This is a genomic window from Stenotrophomonas genospecies 5, from assembly GCF_054473825.1.
Window position 1 is genome coordinate 989206 of the sequence record NZ_JBTMUW010000001.1, and the last position, 15348, is coordinate 1004553.

Annotated in this window: 15 protein-coding genes; 3 read left to right on the top strand and 12 right to left on the bottom strand. The window is 66.8% G+C overall.

All coding sequences use genetic code 11. The features are described 5' to 3' along the window. Positions 1-23: 23 nt before the first annotated feature. From ACX9OW_RS04630 to ACX9OW_RS04670, 9 genes are all read right to left on the bottom strand, one after another. Positions 24-557: a lipocalin family protein gene (locus ACX9OW_RS04630; protein WP_065175694.1), complete on the bottom strand. Its 534-nt coding sequence runs from the start codon at positions 555-557 to the stop codon at positions 24-26. A gap of 7 nt (positions 558-564) precedes the next feature. Then, the gene (locus ACX9OW_RS04635) at positions 565-1638 is read right to left on the bottom strand and encodes an SAM-dependent methyltransferase (RefSeq protein ID WP_065175693.1); all 1074 of its coding nucleotides are present in this window, start codon (positions 1636-1638) and stop codon (positions 565-567) included. Further along, the gene (locus tag ACX9OW_RS04640) at positions 1635-2420 is read right to left on the bottom strand and encodes a DUF1295 domain-containing protein (protein ID WP_459061991.1); all 786 of its coding nucleotides are present in this window, start codon (positions 2418-2420) and stop codon (positions 1635-1637) included. Before ACX9OW_RS04640 ends, ACX9OW_RS04635 begins: the two co-directional genes overlap by 4 nt. Then, positions 2417-2965 carry a DUF2878 domain-containing protein gene (locus ACX9OW_RS04645; protein ID WP_346475192.1) on the bottom strand — a complete coding sequence of 183 codons (549 nt, stop codon included), beginning with the start codon at positions 2963-2965 and terminating at the stop codon, positions 2417-2419. The genes ACX9OW_RS04640 and ACX9OW_RS04645 overlap by 4 nt, the downstream gene beginning before the upstream one ends. 1 nt (position 2966) lies before the next feature. Next, positions 2967-4226, bottom strand: a complete 1260-nt coding sequence (locus ACX9OW_RS04650) for an SAM-dependent methyltransferase (RefSeq protein WP_180875144.1) — start codon at positions 4224-4226, stop codon at positions 2967-2969. Beyond that, the gene (locus tag ACX9OW_RS04655) at positions 4223-4990 is read right to left on the bottom strand and encodes a DUF1365 domain-containing protein (RefSeq protein ID WP_065182212.1); all 768 of its coding nucleotides are present in this window, start codon (positions 4988-4990) and stop codon (positions 4223-4225) included. The genes ACX9OW_RS04650 and ACX9OW_RS04655 overlap by 4 nt, the downstream gene beginning before the upstream one ends. Further along, positions 4987-6264 (bottom strand): NAD(P)/FAD-dependent oxidoreductase, encoded by a 1278-nt coding sequence (locus ACX9OW_RS04660; RefSeq protein ID WP_277381766.1) that lies wholly within the window; start codon positions 6262-6264, stop codon positions 4987-4989. The genes ACX9OW_RS04655 and ACX9OW_RS04660 overlap by 4 nt, the downstream gene beginning before the upstream one ends. A 1-nt stretch (position 6265) precedes the next feature. Next, on the bottom strand, positions 6266-7216 hold the full coding sequence (locus ACX9OW_RS04665) for an acyl-CoA desaturase (RefSeq protein WP_459061992.1): 951 nt from the start codon (positions 7214-7216) through the stop codon (positions 6266-6268). 93 nt (positions 7217-7309) lie between these two features. Next, positions 7310-8077, bottom strand: coding sequence for a hypothetical protein (locus tag ACX9OW_RS04670; protein WP_459061993.1), 768 nt, complete (start codon positions 8075-8077; stop codon positions 7310-7312). Positions 8078-8208: 131 nt separating this feature from the next. Between ACX9OW_RS04670 and ACX9OW_RS04675 the strand changes: the two genes are divergently transcribed. Genes ACX9OW_RS04675 through ACX9OW_RS04685 form a run of 3 tightly spaced genes read left to right on the top strand, consistent with a single transcriptional unit; the run spans position 8209 to position 10210 of the window. Then, complete coding sequence (locus tag ACX9OW_RS04675; protein WP_065182216.1) at positions 8209-8832, top strand: sigma-70 family RNA polymerase sigma factor; 624 nt, start codon at positions 8209-8211, stop codon at positions 8830-8832. Further along, positions 8829-9509, top strand: coding sequence for a ChrR family anti-sigma-E factor (locus ACX9OW_RS04680; RefSeq protein ID WP_111186982.1), 681 nt, complete (start codon positions 8829-8831; stop codon positions 9507-9509). The genes ACX9OW_RS04675 and ACX9OW_RS04680 overlap by 4 nt, the downstream gene beginning before the upstream one ends. A 32-nt stretch (positions 9510-9541) precedes the next feature. Further along, complete coding sequence (locus ACX9OW_RS04685) at positions 9542-10210, top strand: NAD-dependent epimerase/dehydratase family protein (RefSeq protein ID WP_180875148.1); 669 nt, start codon at positions 9542-9544, stop codon at positions 10208-10210. A gap of 21 nt (positions 10211-10231) precedes the next feature. Here ACX9OW_RS04685 and ACX9OW_RS04690 read toward each other — a convergent pair whose 3' ends face one another. From ACX9OW_RS04690 to ACX9OW_RS04700, 3 genes are read right to left on the bottom strand one after another with little or no spacing between them, the layout of a single operon-like run. Beyond that, positions 10232-12628, bottom strand: a complete 2397-nt coding sequence (locus ACX9OW_RS04690; RefSeq protein WP_263178271.1) for a response regulator — start codon at positions 12626-12628, stop codon at positions 10232-10234. Further along, positions 12621-13088: a response regulator gene (locus ACX9OW_RS04695; RefSeq protein ID WP_053518529.1), complete on the bottom strand. Its 468-nt coding sequence runs from the start codon at positions 13086-13088 to the stop codon at positions 12621-12623. Before ACX9OW_RS04695 ends, ACX9OW_RS04690 begins: the two co-directional genes overlap by 8 nt. After that, positions 13085-15322, bottom strand: coding sequence for an ATP-binding protein (locus ACX9OW_RS04700; RefSeq protein WP_262218091.1), 2238 nt, complete (start codon positions 15320-15322; stop codon positions 13085-13087). The genes ACX9OW_RS04695 and ACX9OW_RS04700 overlap by 4 nt, the downstream gene beginning before the upstream one ends. Between the last annotated feature and the right edge of the window lie 26 nt (positions 15323-15348).

Below are 15348 nucleotides of genomic sequence, written 5' to 3' on the forward strand. Positions count from 1 at the left end.
CGGGGCCCGGTCCGTGCGGGACGTCAGCGCAGTGACTGCGGAACGCGCCGCAGCTCGCGGGTGTCATATCCCATCGCGGCGATGCGTTTCACCGCCTGCGCATAGTCCTCCGCAGAGACCTGCGGGGTGCGCGCCATGTACCACACGTAGTCGCGCTTGCTACGCGCCACGATGGTCTGCTGGTAGTCGCTATCGATCCAGGCAATGACGTACTCGGCCTGAATGGGCCATACGAACTGCATGCCCCAGATGGCGCCGTTGCCTTCCTTCTCGACCCTGCCGATCGGGTGCATCGATCGCTGTGGTGCGTCGAAACTGCCCTTGCGATACGTGAAGGTGGTCTGGATGCGGCCGTCCGGCCGCGGCGCGTAGCTTTCAATGGCGTCAAACGCTTCGCGTTCCGGCCAGGAAGGGATATGGGCGATGACGTACCAGTCGCCCATGAAGCGGGGAACGTCGACCGCCTGCGGTCGCGGCAGGGGGCGCAGGTCACTTGAACTGCAGCCGGTGCCGAACAGGGCGATCGCCAGGAACGAGAGCAGCGGAAGGGGGCGCATGGTGACCTCAACGTGGCCGGAACAGGTAATGGGCAACCAGCCACTGCTGGCCGTTGTCGTAGCCGAACAACTCGGCGCAGGCCATCCAGAACATGCGCCAGCGGTTCCACCATTGCCTTGCCGCCGGCCTGCCATAGGTTGCCTCCAGGATCGGCATGATGCGTTCACGCGCGGCATCCTGGTTCGCCAGCCAGTGGTCAGCCGTACGCTGGTAATGCGTGCCATCCAGCAGCCAGCGCCGCTGCAGGCGCAGGTCCTGCTGGAAGTGCAGCAGAGTGTCGGCAGCGGGCATCAGCCCACCCGTGAAGAAGTGCCGCCCCATCCAGTTGTCGCCGCCTTCGGTTTCAAAGGGGTACATCAGGGTGCGGTGGGCGAAGATGTGCACGAACAGCGCGCCGTCGGGCTTCAGCCACTGCGCGATGCGTGACATCAGCTGCGCATGGTTGCGGACGTGCTCGAACATCTCCACCGAAACGCAGCGGTCGAAACGGCCGGCGGGCAGCTCCAGCCGGTTGACATCGCAGGTGATCACCTCGACATTGCCCAGCCCGCGGAGCCTGCACTGTTCAAGGATGTGCTGGCGCTGGCTGTGCGAATTGGACACCGCCGTGATGCGCGCGCCCGGGAAGCGCTCGGCCATCCACAGGGTCAGCGAGCCCCAGCCACACCCCAGTTCAAGGATGTGCTGCCCGTCAGCCAGGCTGGCACGCTCGCCGTAGAGCTCGAGCATGGCGACTTCGGCTTCGTCCAGGGTCTCGCGACCGCTCGGGTAGTAGCAGCTGCTGTATTTCAGGCGCTTGCCCAGGCAGGCCTGGAAGAATGCGGCGGGGACTTCATAGTGTTGCCGGTTGGCGGCATCGACATGAAGCGCGACCGGGCTGCCGGCCAACTGCTCAAGGCACTGGTTGAAGCGCGCGGACTGCGCCTCGATGCCCCCGGCACTCTCTTCCTGGAGGCGTTGGGCGCACAGCCGGCGGATACCGGAGCGCAGGGCCACATCCGGAATGAGGCCGCGCTCGGCCCAGGCGATCAGCCCGGTTTCCGGATCGGCAGGCGTTGCGAGTGATGTGGCGACAGTCATGGCAGGTGCTCCTTGGACGAACGCGGGAACCACGGGAAGAACATCGGCGTGCTGCGCTGGTAGTCGCGGTAGTCCTCACCACGGCTGCGCAACGCCTGCTTTTCGGTGAAGGGAATGCCGCTGAGATAGCGCAGGAACAGGTACATCAGCACCGGTCCTGTCCAGGCAAGCCAGCCCAATGGCGAGCCGGCCGCGAGCAGGACGTAGGTGAACCAGTGCAGCCATTCGAAGAAGTAGTTGGGGTGCCGCGAGTACCGCCAGAGGCCGGTGCGGCAGGTGCGCCCCTTGTTGGCCGGGTCGGCGCGGAACCGTGCGAGCTGATGGTCGGCCAGCGCCTCGCCGCCGACGCTCAACAGCCAGACTACGGCAGCGGCGGCAACCCAGCCCGCCGCGGCGGGCGAGTCGTTGCTGGCGACGGCCACGAATGGCAGGGAGAACAGCACGATCAGCAGCGCCTGGGCGATGAAGAAGCCGAAGATCTTGCCCTGGTGGCTCTGCCAGTGATCTCGCAGGTATCGGTAACGCCCGTCCTCGGCCTCGCGCCGCACGCGGCTCCACAGGTGCAGCGCGAGTCGGCCGCCCCACAGGCCGCCCAGCACCGCAAGGGCCACACGCGGCAGCGCGGCGCCGTCACCGAGCAGGGCCAGTATCAGCGCTGACGCAGCGACGCCCTTCGCCCACAGCACATCGACGATGCCGATGTTGCGGTGGCGGCGTTGCCATGCCCATCCCGAGGCCATGATGAGCAGGGCATACAGGGCAACCCAGGGCAGGGCGTTCATGGTCGGGCTCCGGCAAACGGTGGGCGGATGGCCAGCCTCGACCAGCGACGCGCAGCGCTACACAGCAGCGGCAGGGCGATGCTCCAGCCGATACCCAGCGTCAGCAGGCCTTTCCAGGCCGGGGGCGAAAGCTGCACGGCGTCGAAGCCGCGGCTGGCGGACAGGTACGCCAGCGGGGCAAGCAGCAGGCCAAAGCACACGGGGAGCGCCGTGTTCCGCTGCAGGAAGGCCATCGATGCATTGATCGTCATCGCGAAGGACGCCCAGAGTGCGAGGATCCAGGGCGGTGGCATCCAGCCCAGGGGCGCAGCGGCATAACGCACCACGCCCGCGGCGGCAGCGGCGCCATCGACCAGCCACGCACAGGCCAAGGCCAGGACCAGCAGGCGGAGCTCGACCCGGGGCAGGGGACTGGTGCTGAGCTGGCTGGCCACGAACAGTGTGGCGGCCAGCAGTGCTGGCCATTGCAGCCCGCGCCCGGCGCCAGCGACCGCGCACAGCCAGACCGCCTGGTTGCCGAGCAGATTGAGCCAGGTGCGGCGCATGTCAGTGTGCACCCGTGGCGTGCGCGCTGCCCCGATGGCCGGGGCGTGCCAGCAGCAGGTGTGAAACGCCGATCGAACGTTCCAGGAAGCCGCCCTCGCAGTAGGCCAGGTAGAACTCCCACAGACGGCAGAACCGGGCGTCGAACCCCTGCGCATGCACTGCGGGAAGCTGTGCGAGGAATCGCTGGCGCCACGCCCGCAGCGTGAGGGCATAGGAATGGCCGAAGTCCTGCTGCGCCAGCAGCTGCAGATCGCTGGCACGGGTCTTGGCGGCCATGATCGCGTTGATGGAAGGGATGAAGCTGCCGGGGAACACGTGGCGCTTGATGTAGTCCACGCTTCGGCGCGCCTGCTCGTAGCGGTGGTCTTCAATGGTGATCGCCTGCAGCAGGGCCAGCCCGTCCGGCTTGAGCAGCCGTTGCAGGGTGGCCATGTAGGTGTCCAGATACTGGGCGCCGATCGCTTCGATCATCTCGATCGAGACCAGCTTGTCGTACTGCCCGTCGAGGTCGCGATAGTCCTTCATCAGCAGGGTGATGCGATCCTCCAGACCCGCGGCGCGCACCCGTGCCGTGGCCAGCGCATGCTGCTCGGCGGAGATCGTGGTGGTAGTGACATGGCAGCCGTAATGCTGCGCGGCATGCAGTGCGAATCCGCCCCAGCCCGTGCCGATCTCGACCACCCGGTCTCCGGGTGCCAGGCGCAGCTGCTGGCAGATGCGATCGAGCTTGCGCCGCGAGGCGTCCTCGAGCGTGTCCTGCTCGCTGGCGAACAGTGCCGATGAATACATCAGGTCCGTTGACAGGAACAGGGCGAAGAAGTCGTTGCCGAGATCGTAGTGAGCCGCGATGTTGCGCCGGCTGCCTTCGCGGCTGTTGCGGCGCAGCCGGTTCCAGCCGCGCAGCAGCCAGCCGCCGATGCGTGCCGGGCCACGTTCCATGCCGTCCAGCAGATCGCGGTTGCGCACCAGCAGGCGTACCAGCGCAACCAGGTCGTCGCATTGCCAGTCGCCATGGATGTAGCTCTCGCCTGCGCCTACGCTGCCTTGTGCGGCGACTTTGCGGTAGAACGCCGGGTCATCGATGGTCACAGTGACATGCAGTTCCCCCGCAGCGTCGCCCAGCAATGTTTCGCCGAGGGCATCCCGTACCCGCAGCTGGCCTTCGCGCAGCGGCGCAAGCTGGGACAGCAGGCGTTGGCGCAGGTATGCGTCGAGCGCGCCGGCCCGGGGCATGGCTGCCGATGGAGTCATCTCGTTCATCGCGGTTTTCCGGCAAGTGAGGGGTGGTCATGGACCGGGTTGCGCTTGAGCCACAACCGCAGCGCATGCCAGTGAATCGCCGCAACGACCTGCACGGTCATCAAGGGATACAGGGTGAGCACCTTCGCCAGGCCGCGCCCGTCCAGCGGTCGTCGCTGCATGTGCTGCGTGGCGTCGAACTGGCGCACGCCCTCCTGCAGAACCTGCATGTGGACCCTGAGGTCCTCGCCGGGCGTGCTGAACCGCCAGTCGTAGGTGCAGTCCATCGCCATGAAGGGCGACACATGGAAGCGCTTCTGGAACTGCCAGCGCAGTGAGCCCGGCTCGCTGGCCGCTTCTGCCACTGACAGGACGTAGGCGTGGCGCTCTTTCCAGGGCGTATTGGTGATGTCGGCCACGATGCAGTCCAGTGTGCTGCCGTCAGGCTGGTAGCAGTAATAGAAACTGACCGGGTTGAAGACGTGCCCGCCGAAGCGCAGATGGGTCAGCAGGCGGATGGGGCCCGCCGGGCGATGACCCCGCACGCCTGCGACATGGCGGCGGACCGCCTCGGGAAGCGGCATCGAGGGGTCGCCAAAGTAGTCGCTGCGCCGGAACTCCGCCAGATTGCGGCGGTTCAAGGACCACAGCCATCGTCCGGCAAAGATCGTGTCCAGCTCGTCGAGATCAAGCAGCAGCTGCGCGACCGGGTAGCGGAAGGCGTGCGCGTGCGGCTGGTGCCTGCGGTGTATCACGTGGCCGAAGTAGAGGGCGCTGGCGCTCATGCGGCGGCCTCGTCCTGCGTCATGAGACGTGGCTGCGGCGAACAGGTGCGCATCGCGTCGACGACACGACGGGCACTGCGGATGCCATCTTCGTGGAAACCCCACCCCCAATAGGCTCCGGCGAACCAGGTGTGGCGGCGGCCCTGTACGTCGGCCCAGCGCTGCTGGGCTCGGACCGCAGCATGATCGTGCACCGGGTGTGCATAGCTCATTCTACGCAGTATGCGGCGTGGGTCGATCGCCTCGGTGCGGTTGAGCGTCACGACCAGCGGGATGTCGCCGGGCAGACCCTGCAGCAGGTTCATGCAGTAGCTCACGGTGCAGGGAGCGGCGGGATCGCGCGGCACATGCGCGTTCCATGCAGCCCATGCCTTGCGGTTGCGGGGCAGCAGGGATGCATCGGTGTGCAGTACGACGTCGTTGGGCTGGTAGCGGATGGCACCGAGTACGTCACGCTCGATCGGATCGGCATCGGCCAGCAGTGCCAGCGCCTGGTTGCTGTGGCAGGCGAGGATCACTTCATCGAATCCTTCCACGCCCGCAGCGCTGTGCACGCGCGCGCCCCAGGGCATCCGCTCGACGGCGAGGACGGGACACTCCAGGCGCTCGTGCACCCGCCAGCGGCGGCGCAGGGCGTCCACGTAGCGCGCCGAACCACCTTCCACCACGCGCCACGGCGCGCGGCCGGTCATCTGCAGCATCTGGTGGTTGGCCATGAACTGGGCCAGGTAGCGTGCGGGGAAGTCCAGGACGGTCGCCGTCGGCGACGACCACAACGCCGACGCCATCGGCAGCAGATGCTCGTCGACGAAGGCTTTGCCATAGCGCTGGCTGCGCAGATAGTCGCCCAGCGTTGGGCCTTCCCGCTCGGCCAGCAGCAGCGGCGCATCGCGATAGAAGCGCCGCAGGTCGGAGAGCATTCCCCAGAAGCGCGGCGAAACGAGGTTGCGTCGCTGGCAGAACAGGCCGTCCAGCGAGGTGGCGTTGTACTCCACGCCCGAACGCTCGCTGTGCATGGAGAAACTCATGGTGGTGGGCTGCGAGGTGACGCCCAGCTCGTCGAACAGCGCGCTCAGCAGCGGATAGTGCAGCGGATTGAACACGATGAACCCGGTGTCCACAGCCATCCGCGTCCCGCCCAGCTCGATGTCGTGGGTGTGGGTGTGTCCGCCGAGATAGTCGTTGGCCTCGAACAACGTGACGTCATGTTCGCCGTCCAGCCACCATGCACTGGCCAGACCAGAGATTCCCGAGCCGATGACTGCGATGCGCATGTCAGTATCTCGCCTTGTCCAGGACCCACGCAGGGATGGGTTTGAGCCCGCTGACCAGCCGCAGGGCGGCCATTGCGCGCAGCCCGTACCAGGTCATGTCCACCTCCCACCAGCGGAAGCCCTGCCTGACCGAGCCGGGAAAGAAGTGATGATTGTTGTGCCAACCCTCGCCGAAGGTCAGCAGTGCCAGCCACAGATTGTTGCGGCTGTCGTCACGGGTATCGAAGCGGCGCCGGCCGAAGCGATGCGCCAGCGAGTTGATGGTGACCGTGGCATGGAACAGGACGACGGTGGAAACGAAGAAGCCCCAGACCAGAAGCTGCGGCCCGGACGTGTGCAGGCCGGGCGCTGCCCGTTCGAGCAGTTCGCCCAGTGCATAAAGGCCTGCCGCCAGCAGTACCGGCACTGCGATGTCGAAGCGGTCCAGCCAGCGCAGTTCCGGGAACCGGGCCAGATCAGGCACCCGGGCAAGGTCGGTGGTGAACGCCTCGCGGGTCAGGAACCAGCCCATGTGACTGCGCCAGAATCCGCGCTGGCGTGGGGAATGGGGGTCCTGCGGCTGGTCGGCGTGGCGGTGGTGATGCCGATGGTGCGCGGCCCACCACAGCGGGCCGCGCTGCACGCTGGAAGCGCCGATCACCGCGAATACGAACTGCACCCAGCGCGGCGCCTGGAAGGTTCGATGCGAGAAGTAGCGGTGATAGAACGCGGTGATCGCAAACATCCTGATCGCGTAGAGCGCAGCTGCCACGGCCACGGCGATCCAGGACACCCCCACCCAGATCACGCCGAGGCAGGCCAAGTGCATCAGTGCGAATGGCAGCGCGCGCAGCCAGTCGATCCGATCCGCACGCCCGCTGTCGGTGTCCATTGCAGTGCCGGCGTCGAACCAGCGCCGGAGGGTGCTCAGAAGGCGTTCGCGTCGGCTGCGGAGGGGCGCTGCGGAAGCCATGGGGCGGATCTCGAGAGAGGCGTGTGTTTCTCTACGCAGCAGGGCGGGAAATGGATGCGCCTCGTTGCAGATTCTTCGTCTTCCTGTTTGTCTTCACTTCGCCGTAACGGCGCACCCGGCGACCAGAGGCCGCGCCCACGCCTGCTGCCACTGGCTGTCCGGCTGGGGCGCAGGCGGGCTGTCGAAGCGCACCACCACGGCGGGGTAAGTGCCACGTGCATCGCGCAGGTTGCTGGTGCCGCGGAACTCCAGCAGGCGACGATCGGCCTCGGCGTAGACCAGTGACAGGCGTGGGGCCACGCCGCCATACCAGGTGTCCAGCTGGACCTCGAATGACTGTGCAGCCAGCCCGCGCCAGCGGTTCGCACCACGCCAGCTGACCTTGACCGGATAGAAGCGCTGGCGCCCGGGGACGAGAAAGGGCAGGGTCACCTCGGCTCCCTGCAGCAGCGGTGTCCAGTGCTGGCGCACGGCCGCATCGAAGCCGGCATCGACGACTGCACCGGCAGGCGCTGGCAGGCGTGCCTGCCGCGATGTGGACGAGGCACTCTCCTTCCACGAGATGCGGACTGCATCGCTGGACATCTCCACGTCAGCCTGCTGACCGGAGCGCTGGTCGAGCAGCCGGTAGCCGCGCGCCAGCGGTCGATCCGTGGCCGTCATGTGTTTTCTTGCAAAGGGCTGGCCGTCCGGGCACAGGTACTGGACCCAGCGCTCGGCGCCTTCCGTGGTGCCCCGCTGCCAATGCATCTCGCGGTAGGCCACCCGGCCATCCGGCAAGGTGGCGACGCCCTCGTTGTGCAGCAGGGTGGCCGCGAGGGCGGGGCAGGGCAGGTACAGCAGCAGGAAGGTGAGGCGCATCGAAGGCGCTCCGGCGGGATGTGTTCTGGCATACGCGGCAGGGCCGTTGCTGGATGCAGGTCGGTGCTGCATCCAAACGGGCCCGTGGCCCGTACTCAGGACAGACCTTCACCAGCCCGCCGCGACCGCAGATGTACCCTGACGCCGCCAGCCCTCCCGTTCCCTTCGACACCGCCCGCCTCGTGTCCAGTTCCCAGCAGCCCAGCACTGACGCACTGAACTGGACCGGTGACATGGACGCGGTGGCGCGGTTGCGCGACCGCGACTGCTTCATGCGCATCTATGACCACTTCATGCCCAGGTTGTGCGTCTATCTGCGCGGACTCGGCGTGCCGGATGCCGTGGCTGAAGAGCTTGCGCAGGAATGCCTGTTGAAGGTGTGGCTGCGCGCTGGAGACTACGATCCGGCGCAGGCGGCACTGAGTACATGGCTCTACCGGATCGCCCGCAACCTGCATATCGACCGGGTCCGGCGCGAGCGCAGCTGGATGCAGGTCCAGGCGGCCGTCGAAGAGGCCGCTGCCGCGGACCTGGTCGAGCGCAGCAGCGCCGAGCAGTTTGCCGACCATGCACGGCTGCGCCAGCGCATCAACGAACTGCCGGCCGTGCAGGCGCGCATGGTCCGGATGTCGTACTTCGAGGCCAAGAGCCACGGTGAGATCGCCTCCATTCTGGGCATGCCGCTGGGGACCGTGAAGTCGCATCTCCGCCGCGCATTCCTGCGCCTGCAGTCGCGGATCGGAGGTGCGCAATGAGCCCGCAGCACCATCTGCACGAATCGACGTTGATGAGTTATGCGGCCGGCGCACTGCCGGCGCCACTGAGTATCGTCGCCGGCACGCATCTGGAGCGCTGCCCGGTGTGCCGGCAGCGCCTGCGGGAGGCTGAGGCGATCGGTTCGGCGCTGCTGGAACACACCCAGCCTGCGCTTGCCGAAGACCGCCGGGACGCCCTGCGCGAGGCCATGCTGGCCCATTTGTCCTCGCAGGCGGTCTCGGCAGCGGCCGAGCCATCATCGCCGCGGGAGGTGCCGCATGAACGGCCGGAGGCTGATCCGGACTACCTGCCGGCGTCGCTGCACCCGTATTTCGGCAGGTCACTGGCAGCGCTGCGTTGGCGCTGGATCGCGCCTGGCGTGCACTGCATCCGGGCCGAACAGATGCCATCGTTGATCATGCTGAAGATCGCCCCCGGAAAGTGCCTGCCGATGCACAGCCACGGACAGAGCGAACTGACGCAGATCCTGCGCGGTTCCTACAACGATGCGTTGGGCCTGTTCGCGCCTGGCGATGTCGCGGATCTTGACGAGGACGTTGAGCACCAGCCGGTGACGGCGCCGGGCGTGCCATGCATCTGTGTATCCGCGCTGGATGCCCCGCTGGTGTTCAGTGGTTGGCTGGCGCGCCGCATCCAGCGTTTCGTGAAACTCTGAGCCCCGTGGACAGCCACGCCGCCCCTGGCCGCATGAAGCTGCTCGTTGCCGGTGCAACAGGGCTGGTGGGGCAGGGCGTTGTCCTGGCCTGCCTGGAATCGCCCCGGGTGCAGCGTGTCACGGCACTGGTCCGCAGGCCGGGCAGCCGGCCGGGGCAGCAGGTCGCCGAGCTGCTGCTCGCCGATTTCCGGCAGGCCGCCGGGAGTGTTGACCTGTTTTCGGGATTCGACGCCTGCCTTTACTGCGCCGGAGCGCCGCCGGTGGGAACCCGCGAAGCCGAGTACCGCGCGGTCACCTTCGATGCCACGCTCGCGGTGGCGTCTGCGTTTGCCCGCGCATGTCCGCAGGGGCGCTTCCTGTACGTGTCCGGGGCGCATGCCGATCCGCAGAGCCGCATCATGCCATTGCGGGTGAAGGGGCAGACCGAACAGGCACTGGCCCGCTTGCCGATCCGTACGGTGATGCTGCGGCCAGGCGGTGTCCAGCCTGTTGCAGGTACGGGCACGGCGCATTCATGGATGAGGCCACTCTATGGTGTCGGCGCCCCGGTGCTGGGGCTGATTGCACGCATGGCCCCTTCCATCGCGACCAGCAATCTGGCCCTGGGGCGGGCGATGGTTGCACTGGCCGACATGCCACAGCCGCCGGGCGTCGTTGAGTGCGCGCAGATCAACCGGCTCGGAACCAGGCAAGGCCCCTGAGCCGGCGCGCGCCCCGGTCCGTCAGCTGGAGGACGCCAACACGCCGCGGATCGATTCGGCCAGATCGGCGCGCGTGAATGGCTTGCTCAGCAGCGCCGCAGAGCGGCCCGCGCCCCCCGGGGCGTCATGATCGCGCGGATAGCCGGATGTGAACAGAATCGCCACCTCAGGCCAGCGCTCCCGGACTTCGCGACCCAGTTCCCAGCCGGACATGCCGGGCATCACGATATCCGAGAACAGCAGATCGATGCGCGCGTCCGGGCGTTCCAGCAGGCGCAGCGCGGACGGCCCGTCATGTGCCTCCAGCACGCGGTAGCCCAGCTGGCGCAGGGCGTCGACGGTGTATGCGCGGACATCGTCATTGTCTTCAGCGACCAGGATGGTCTCGCCGCGCTGTTCATAGCCGGCCAGGCCCGCTGCCGGCGCGGGAGATTCACAGGGCAGTGGCAGCGGCGAGCGCGGGAACATCATGGTGATGCTGGTTCCTCCGCCCTCCACGGAGTCGATCAGGACGTGGCCGCCGGACTGCTTGACGAAACCATGCACCATGGAGAGCCCCAGGCCCGTGCCACGCCCCACCTGTTTCGTGGTGAAGAACGGCTCGAACACCCGCGCCAGCGTATCGGCCGGCATGCCGTGGCCGTTGTCGCGGACACGCAGCATCACGTACTCGCCCGGAGCCGCATCGGGGAACAGGGCGGCGTAGTCGCCGTCGAGATGGCTGTTGTCGATCTCGACCTTCAGCCGGCCGCCGCTGGGCATCGCATCGCGTGCATTCACCGCGAGGTTGAGCACGGATGCCTCCAGCTGCGCGACGTCCAGTTCCACGCACCAGATGCCGGCAGCCGTGCTGATCTCCAGTCGCACCAGCTCGCCCAGCGCCCGCTGCAGCATGTCCTGCATTCCGAGCATGCAGTCGTTGAGATTGACGGCCTGGCTGCGCAGGGGCTGGCGGCGCGCGAAGGCCAGCAGCCGCTGGGTCAGGCTTGCCGCGCGCGAGACGCCCTTCAGGGCGTTGTCCAGTGCGCGTGTGGTCGCCTCGGCCGACGCTCCAGGATGGCCGCTCAACAGCATCGCGTGCTCGACGTTGCCGGAGATGACCGTCAGGATATTGTTGAAGTCATGGGCGATGCCGCCGGTCAGCTGCCCGACGGCCTCGATCTTCTGCGCCTGCCGAAGTGCATGCTCTGCCTGTAGTCGTGCGGTGGTCTCCACGGCTTCGGACACCACCGCGGTGACCTCGCCTGCGCCGTCCTGCAACGGACGGAATGAAACGTCGAAACTTCGCCGGCCGGTGGGCAGCTCCAGTTCGAGCGAGTGCAGGGAGCTGCGCCCACTTACGGCATCGGCAACCGCCTTGTCGATCACCTCGCTCATTCCGGGCGTGGTGGTGAACCAGGGCGTCTGCCAGTAGGGGGTATCCACAACCTGCGCCTTCTCGGCCAGCACCGCGGCCAGCGAGGCGACGTTGGCGTCGACGACACGCCCGGACAGGTCAAGCAGCACCTGATGCTGGAAGCTGGACTCGAAGATGGACTGCAGACGTCGCTTGCTGGCCCGGAGCTCGGCGGTGCGCGCCTGAACCTGCCGCTCCAGCGACTGGTTGTCCTCGCGCAGGGCCAGTTCGGCGCGCTTGAGCTGGGAAACGTCGCTGCCCACGCAGATGTAGCCGACCACGCGGCCATCGGCTGCGCGCTCCGGTACGCAGTCCATCTGTACGAAGCGTGTCTCACCGCTGCGATGGGCAAGACGTGCCTGGAAGTTGGCGCGCTCTCCCTGGAGGACCTGCTGCAGGCTGGGCAGCGCCTCCTCGAAGGCTGAAATCCCGCTGATCTCGCGCGCAGTCCGTCCCTGCAGCTCGGCCAGGCTTACCCCGTGCCAGTCGAGAAACGCACGGTTGGCGAAGCGGAAGCGGTGTTCGTGATCGAACTGCGCGATCAGCGCCGGAACCACGTCGGTGATCTGCTGCAACTGCGCCTGGCTGTCATTCAGTGCCGCCTGGGCCTGGGCCAGCTCGCCACGCTCGTGGGCCTCCTGCCGTGCACGCCGTATCGCGTCCGGCAGTCGTTGCAGCCGCTGCTTCACCACGTAGTCGCGCGCGCCACGGGTCAGGGCCTGCACCGCCAGTTCTTCGGTAAGCGTGCCGGAAACAAAAATGAATGGCGTATGGGGGACGCGTTCGCGCGCCAGGGCCAGGGCCGCATCGCCATCGAAGCCGGGCAATACATGATCGGCGAGGATGACGTCATGCGTGCCGCTGTCGATGGCATCGAGGAAGCCCCGACGCGTCCATACGCGCTCCGCCTCGAAATCCAGGCCGGCCCGCAGCAGCTGGGCGGAGATTAGCTCCGCATCGAGTGCGCTGTCCTCCAGCATGAGGATGCGCAGGCGCTCGCCGCGGTCGGTGATATCACCCATGGTGGTGTCCCGAGCCGTTCGGGCGATGCGGCGGTGGTTGATTGGTGATTCCCCAGAACATGCCAAGACCCTGGATCGCGTCGAAGAATTCCTTGAAATCCACGGGCTTGACCACGAACGCGTTGACCCCTAGTTCATAGCTGCGGATCAGATCCTGCTCCTCCCGCGACGAGGTCAGCATCACGATCGGGGTGCTGCTGAGAACGGGATCGCCACGAACCTGCTCGAGCACCTCCAGTCCATTGACCTTCGGCAGCTTGAGATCGAGCAGCACGACCACGGGGCCGCCATGGCGGGCACCGGAAAAGGCGCCCTCGCATCGCAGATAGTCCAGCGCCTCGGCGCCGTCACGCACATGGATGACATCATTGAGCAGCTGGCAACGCGACAGCGCGGCCAGGGTCAACTCAGCATCCTTGGGGCTGTCCTCGACAAGCAGGATCGGCCGCAGGTCCCTCATTGAACATCTCCAGAATGCAGGGGCAGGGTGAAATGGAGGGTGGCGCCTTTGCCCGGCTCGCCCTCGGCCCAGGTGCGGCCGCCATGGCGGCCGATGATGCGGCGCACGTTGGCCAGGCCGATGCCGGTACCTTCGAATTCCTCGACATGGTGCAGCCGCTGGAACACGCCGAACAGCTTGTCCACATAGCGCATGTCGAAGCCGCAGCCGTTGTCGCGCACAGTGAAGACATCCTCGCTTTCCGAGCGCTCGTGCGCCACTGCGATCACCGCGTGCGTGCGCTCGCGGGTGAACTTCACTGCATTGGACAGCAGGTTCTGCCAGACCAGGCGCATCATGGTGGGGTCGGCCTCAACCTGGGGCAGGTCCCCGATCTGCCAGTGGACGTCGCGTCCGTGGTATTCGAACTCCAGCATCTTCCGCACATCCTCCACCATGGCTGCCATGTCGATGCGTGCGCGACCCAGCGTCGAGCGGCCCATCTGGGAGAAGCTCAGAAGATCATCCACCAGCGTGCCGGCCGATTTGGCCGAATCAACGATGGTGTCGAGGAAACGCCGCTCGGTCTCGTTCAAGCGCTCGGCTGCCGAGCTGCCCAGCAGTTCGGAATAGCCCACGATATGCCGGAACGGGGCGCGCAGATCATGGCTGATGGAATACGAGAACGCTTCCAGCTCCTTGTTGCTGCGCATCAGCTGCTCGTTCAGTTCGGCCATCTCTTCCGCCTTGCGCAGCACGATGTCGACGATGGCGTTGCGCATCTCGAGCGCCGCATCGCAGTCGGCCTCGTTCCACGGCAGGCTGCGCTGCTGCACGGTCTCTTTCCATGCCTCGAATGAATGCCGTGGCGACAGGGCGTCGCTGCCGCCTGCGCTCTTGCGTGGATCGCCACCCCATCTGACCGTGCGTACCACCTCTGGGCGGAACCACATCAGGTAGCTGTCATGCAGCTGGGAGATGGATACGGCGATCACGCCGCTGGCAACATCGCTGAACTGCTCCGCAGGCGGCCAGGCCGCGGTCAGATGATCGGTGACGTACATTTCCTCGCCCACGTGCGCGGTCGCGAGCCACTGTGCCAGCGCAAGTACCTCCGGATTCCCGGGGCATTGGCCCAGGCGCACGCAGTCGTTCCTGTGCACGATGGCCGCGCCCTGCGCGCCGGTCAGTGAAAGCAGGCTGTCGGGGTCGCGGCGGAGCGCGGCCATGAAGTCCTCGTCGCCGGCCATGCGGCCCAGCAGCTTGACCAGCAAGGACCGGCGCCCGACCCGTTCCTCCACGGCGCGTGCGCGCTGCTTCAGTGCGATCTGCAGCGACAGGATCTGCCCCATGAACTCGCAGGCCGTGCGCACGTGATAGGGCAGCCGGCGCGGCTGTGCGCTGTGGCACGACACCAGCCCCCACAGCTGTCCCTCGTGGATCAGCGAGACCGACATCGATGCCGCCGTGCCCATGTTGCGCATGTACTGCAGGTGCACCGGCGAGACGCTGCGGAGCGTGGAAAGGCTCAGGTCGGTGGGCGGGGCCTGGCGATGATGCCCGGCCCGCACCAGGGGCACGGGCGTGTAATCGCAATCGGCGATCAGCCGCACCCGGTTATGCAGATACAGGGCGCGCGCCTGCGCCGGAATATCCGATTCCGGGAAGCGCAGATCAAGATACGAAGGCAGGATGCCGTTGCCATCTTCGGCCACGACGGTTCCATTCCAGCCGGCGTCGAACTGGTAGACGAGGGTACGGTCGAATCCGGCGATCCTGCGTATGTGCGCAGCCGCCAGCTGGCAGAGATCCTCGACCGTCGCGGCCCCCTCGATGGCGAGCATCAGTTCGCGGATCGCGGGGTACAGCTCCTCCAGCGAGGCGGGTTGACCGGCAACGGGGGCTTCCAGTTCGATCAGAAGATCGTCATCTGAACGATGCGCGAGCAACTGGTGGCGCCCCAGCCCATCCAGGTGGACCGCGCCCAGGTGCAGCGTGCCGCCGGGTGCGATGTGCCGCAGGCGATGTACGAAGGGGCCGATCACACCGCCCAGTGCGTTCTCGACATGCTGCATCAACGGATCACCGTACTGGCGCAGCGCGATGGGCTGGCTAACGGCACATTCCCGCACCAGCAGCGTCAGCGGATCCAGCACCAGCAGCACGCCGTAGGGCTGGATGGCGCCCGGTGTGTGGATGGGTTCCCGCGCACAGTCCGACAGTGCATCGTTCCAGGTGCGATCAGCGGAAGGCATCAAGGGCGGTACTCATGATTCGTGAC

Coding starts and splice junctions, on each gene's coding strand:
- ACX9OW_RS04675 (WP_065182216.1), top strand. CDS start 8,209: ATGTACCCTGACGCCGCCAGCCCTCCCGTTCCCTTCGACACCGCCCGC.
- ACX9OW_RS04690 (WP_263178271.1), bottom strand. CDS start 12,628: ATGGGTGATATCACCGACCGCGGCGAGCGCCTGCGCATCCTCATGCTG.
- ACX9OW_RS04640 (WP_459061991.1), bottom strand. CDS start 2,420: ATGAACGCCCTGCCCTGGGTTGCCCTGTATGCCCTGCTCATCATGGCC.
- ACX9OW_RS04695 (WP_053518529.1), bottom strand. CDS start 13,088: ATGAGGGACCTGCGGCCGATCCTGCTTGTCGAGGACAGCCCCAAGGAT.
- ACX9OW_RS04685 (WP_180875148.1), top strand. CDS start 9,542: ATGAAGCTGCTCGTTGCCGGTGCAACAGGGCTGGTGGGGCAGGGCGTT.
- ACX9OW_RS04665 (WP_459061992.1), bottom strand. CDS start 7,216: ATGGCTTCCGCAGCGCCCCTCCGCAGCCGACGCGAACGCCTTCTGAGC.
- ACX9OW_RS04700 (WP_262218091.1), bottom strand. CDS start 15,322: ATGCCTTCCGCTGATCGCACCTGGAACGATGCACTGTCGGACTGTGCG.
- ACX9OW_RS04645 (WP_346475192.1), bottom strand. CDS start 2,965: ATGCGCCGCACCTGGCTCAATCTGCTCGGCAACCAGGCGGTCTGGCTG.
- ACX9OW_RS04635 (WP_065175693.1), bottom strand. CDS start 1,638: ATGACTGTCGCCACATCACTCGCAACGCCTGCCGATCCGGAAACCGGG.
- ACX9OW_RS04650 (WP_180875144.1), bottom strand. CDS start 4,226: ATGAACGAGATGACTCCATCGGCAGCCATGCCCCGGGCCGGCGCGCTC.
- ACX9OW_RS04655 (WP_065182212.1), bottom strand. CDS start 4,990: ATGAGCGCCAGCGCCCTCTACTTCGGCCACGTGATACACCGCAGGCAC.
- ACX9OW_RS04670 (WP_459061993.1), bottom strand. CDS start 8,077: ATGCGCCTCACCTTCCTGCTGCTGTACCTGCCCTGCCCCGCCCTCGCG.
- ACX9OW_RS04660 (WP_277381766.1), bottom strand. CDS start 6,264: ATGCGCATCGCAGTCATCGGCTCGGGAATCTCTGGTCTGGCCAGTGCA.
- ACX9OW_RS04630 (WP_065175694.1), bottom strand. CDS start 557: ATGCGCCCCCTTCCGCTGCTCTCGTTCCTGGCGATCGCCCTGTTCGGC.
- ACX9OW_RS04680 (WP_111186982.1), top strand. CDS start 8,829: ATGAGCCCGCAGCACCATCTGCACGAATCGACGTTGATGAGTTATGCG.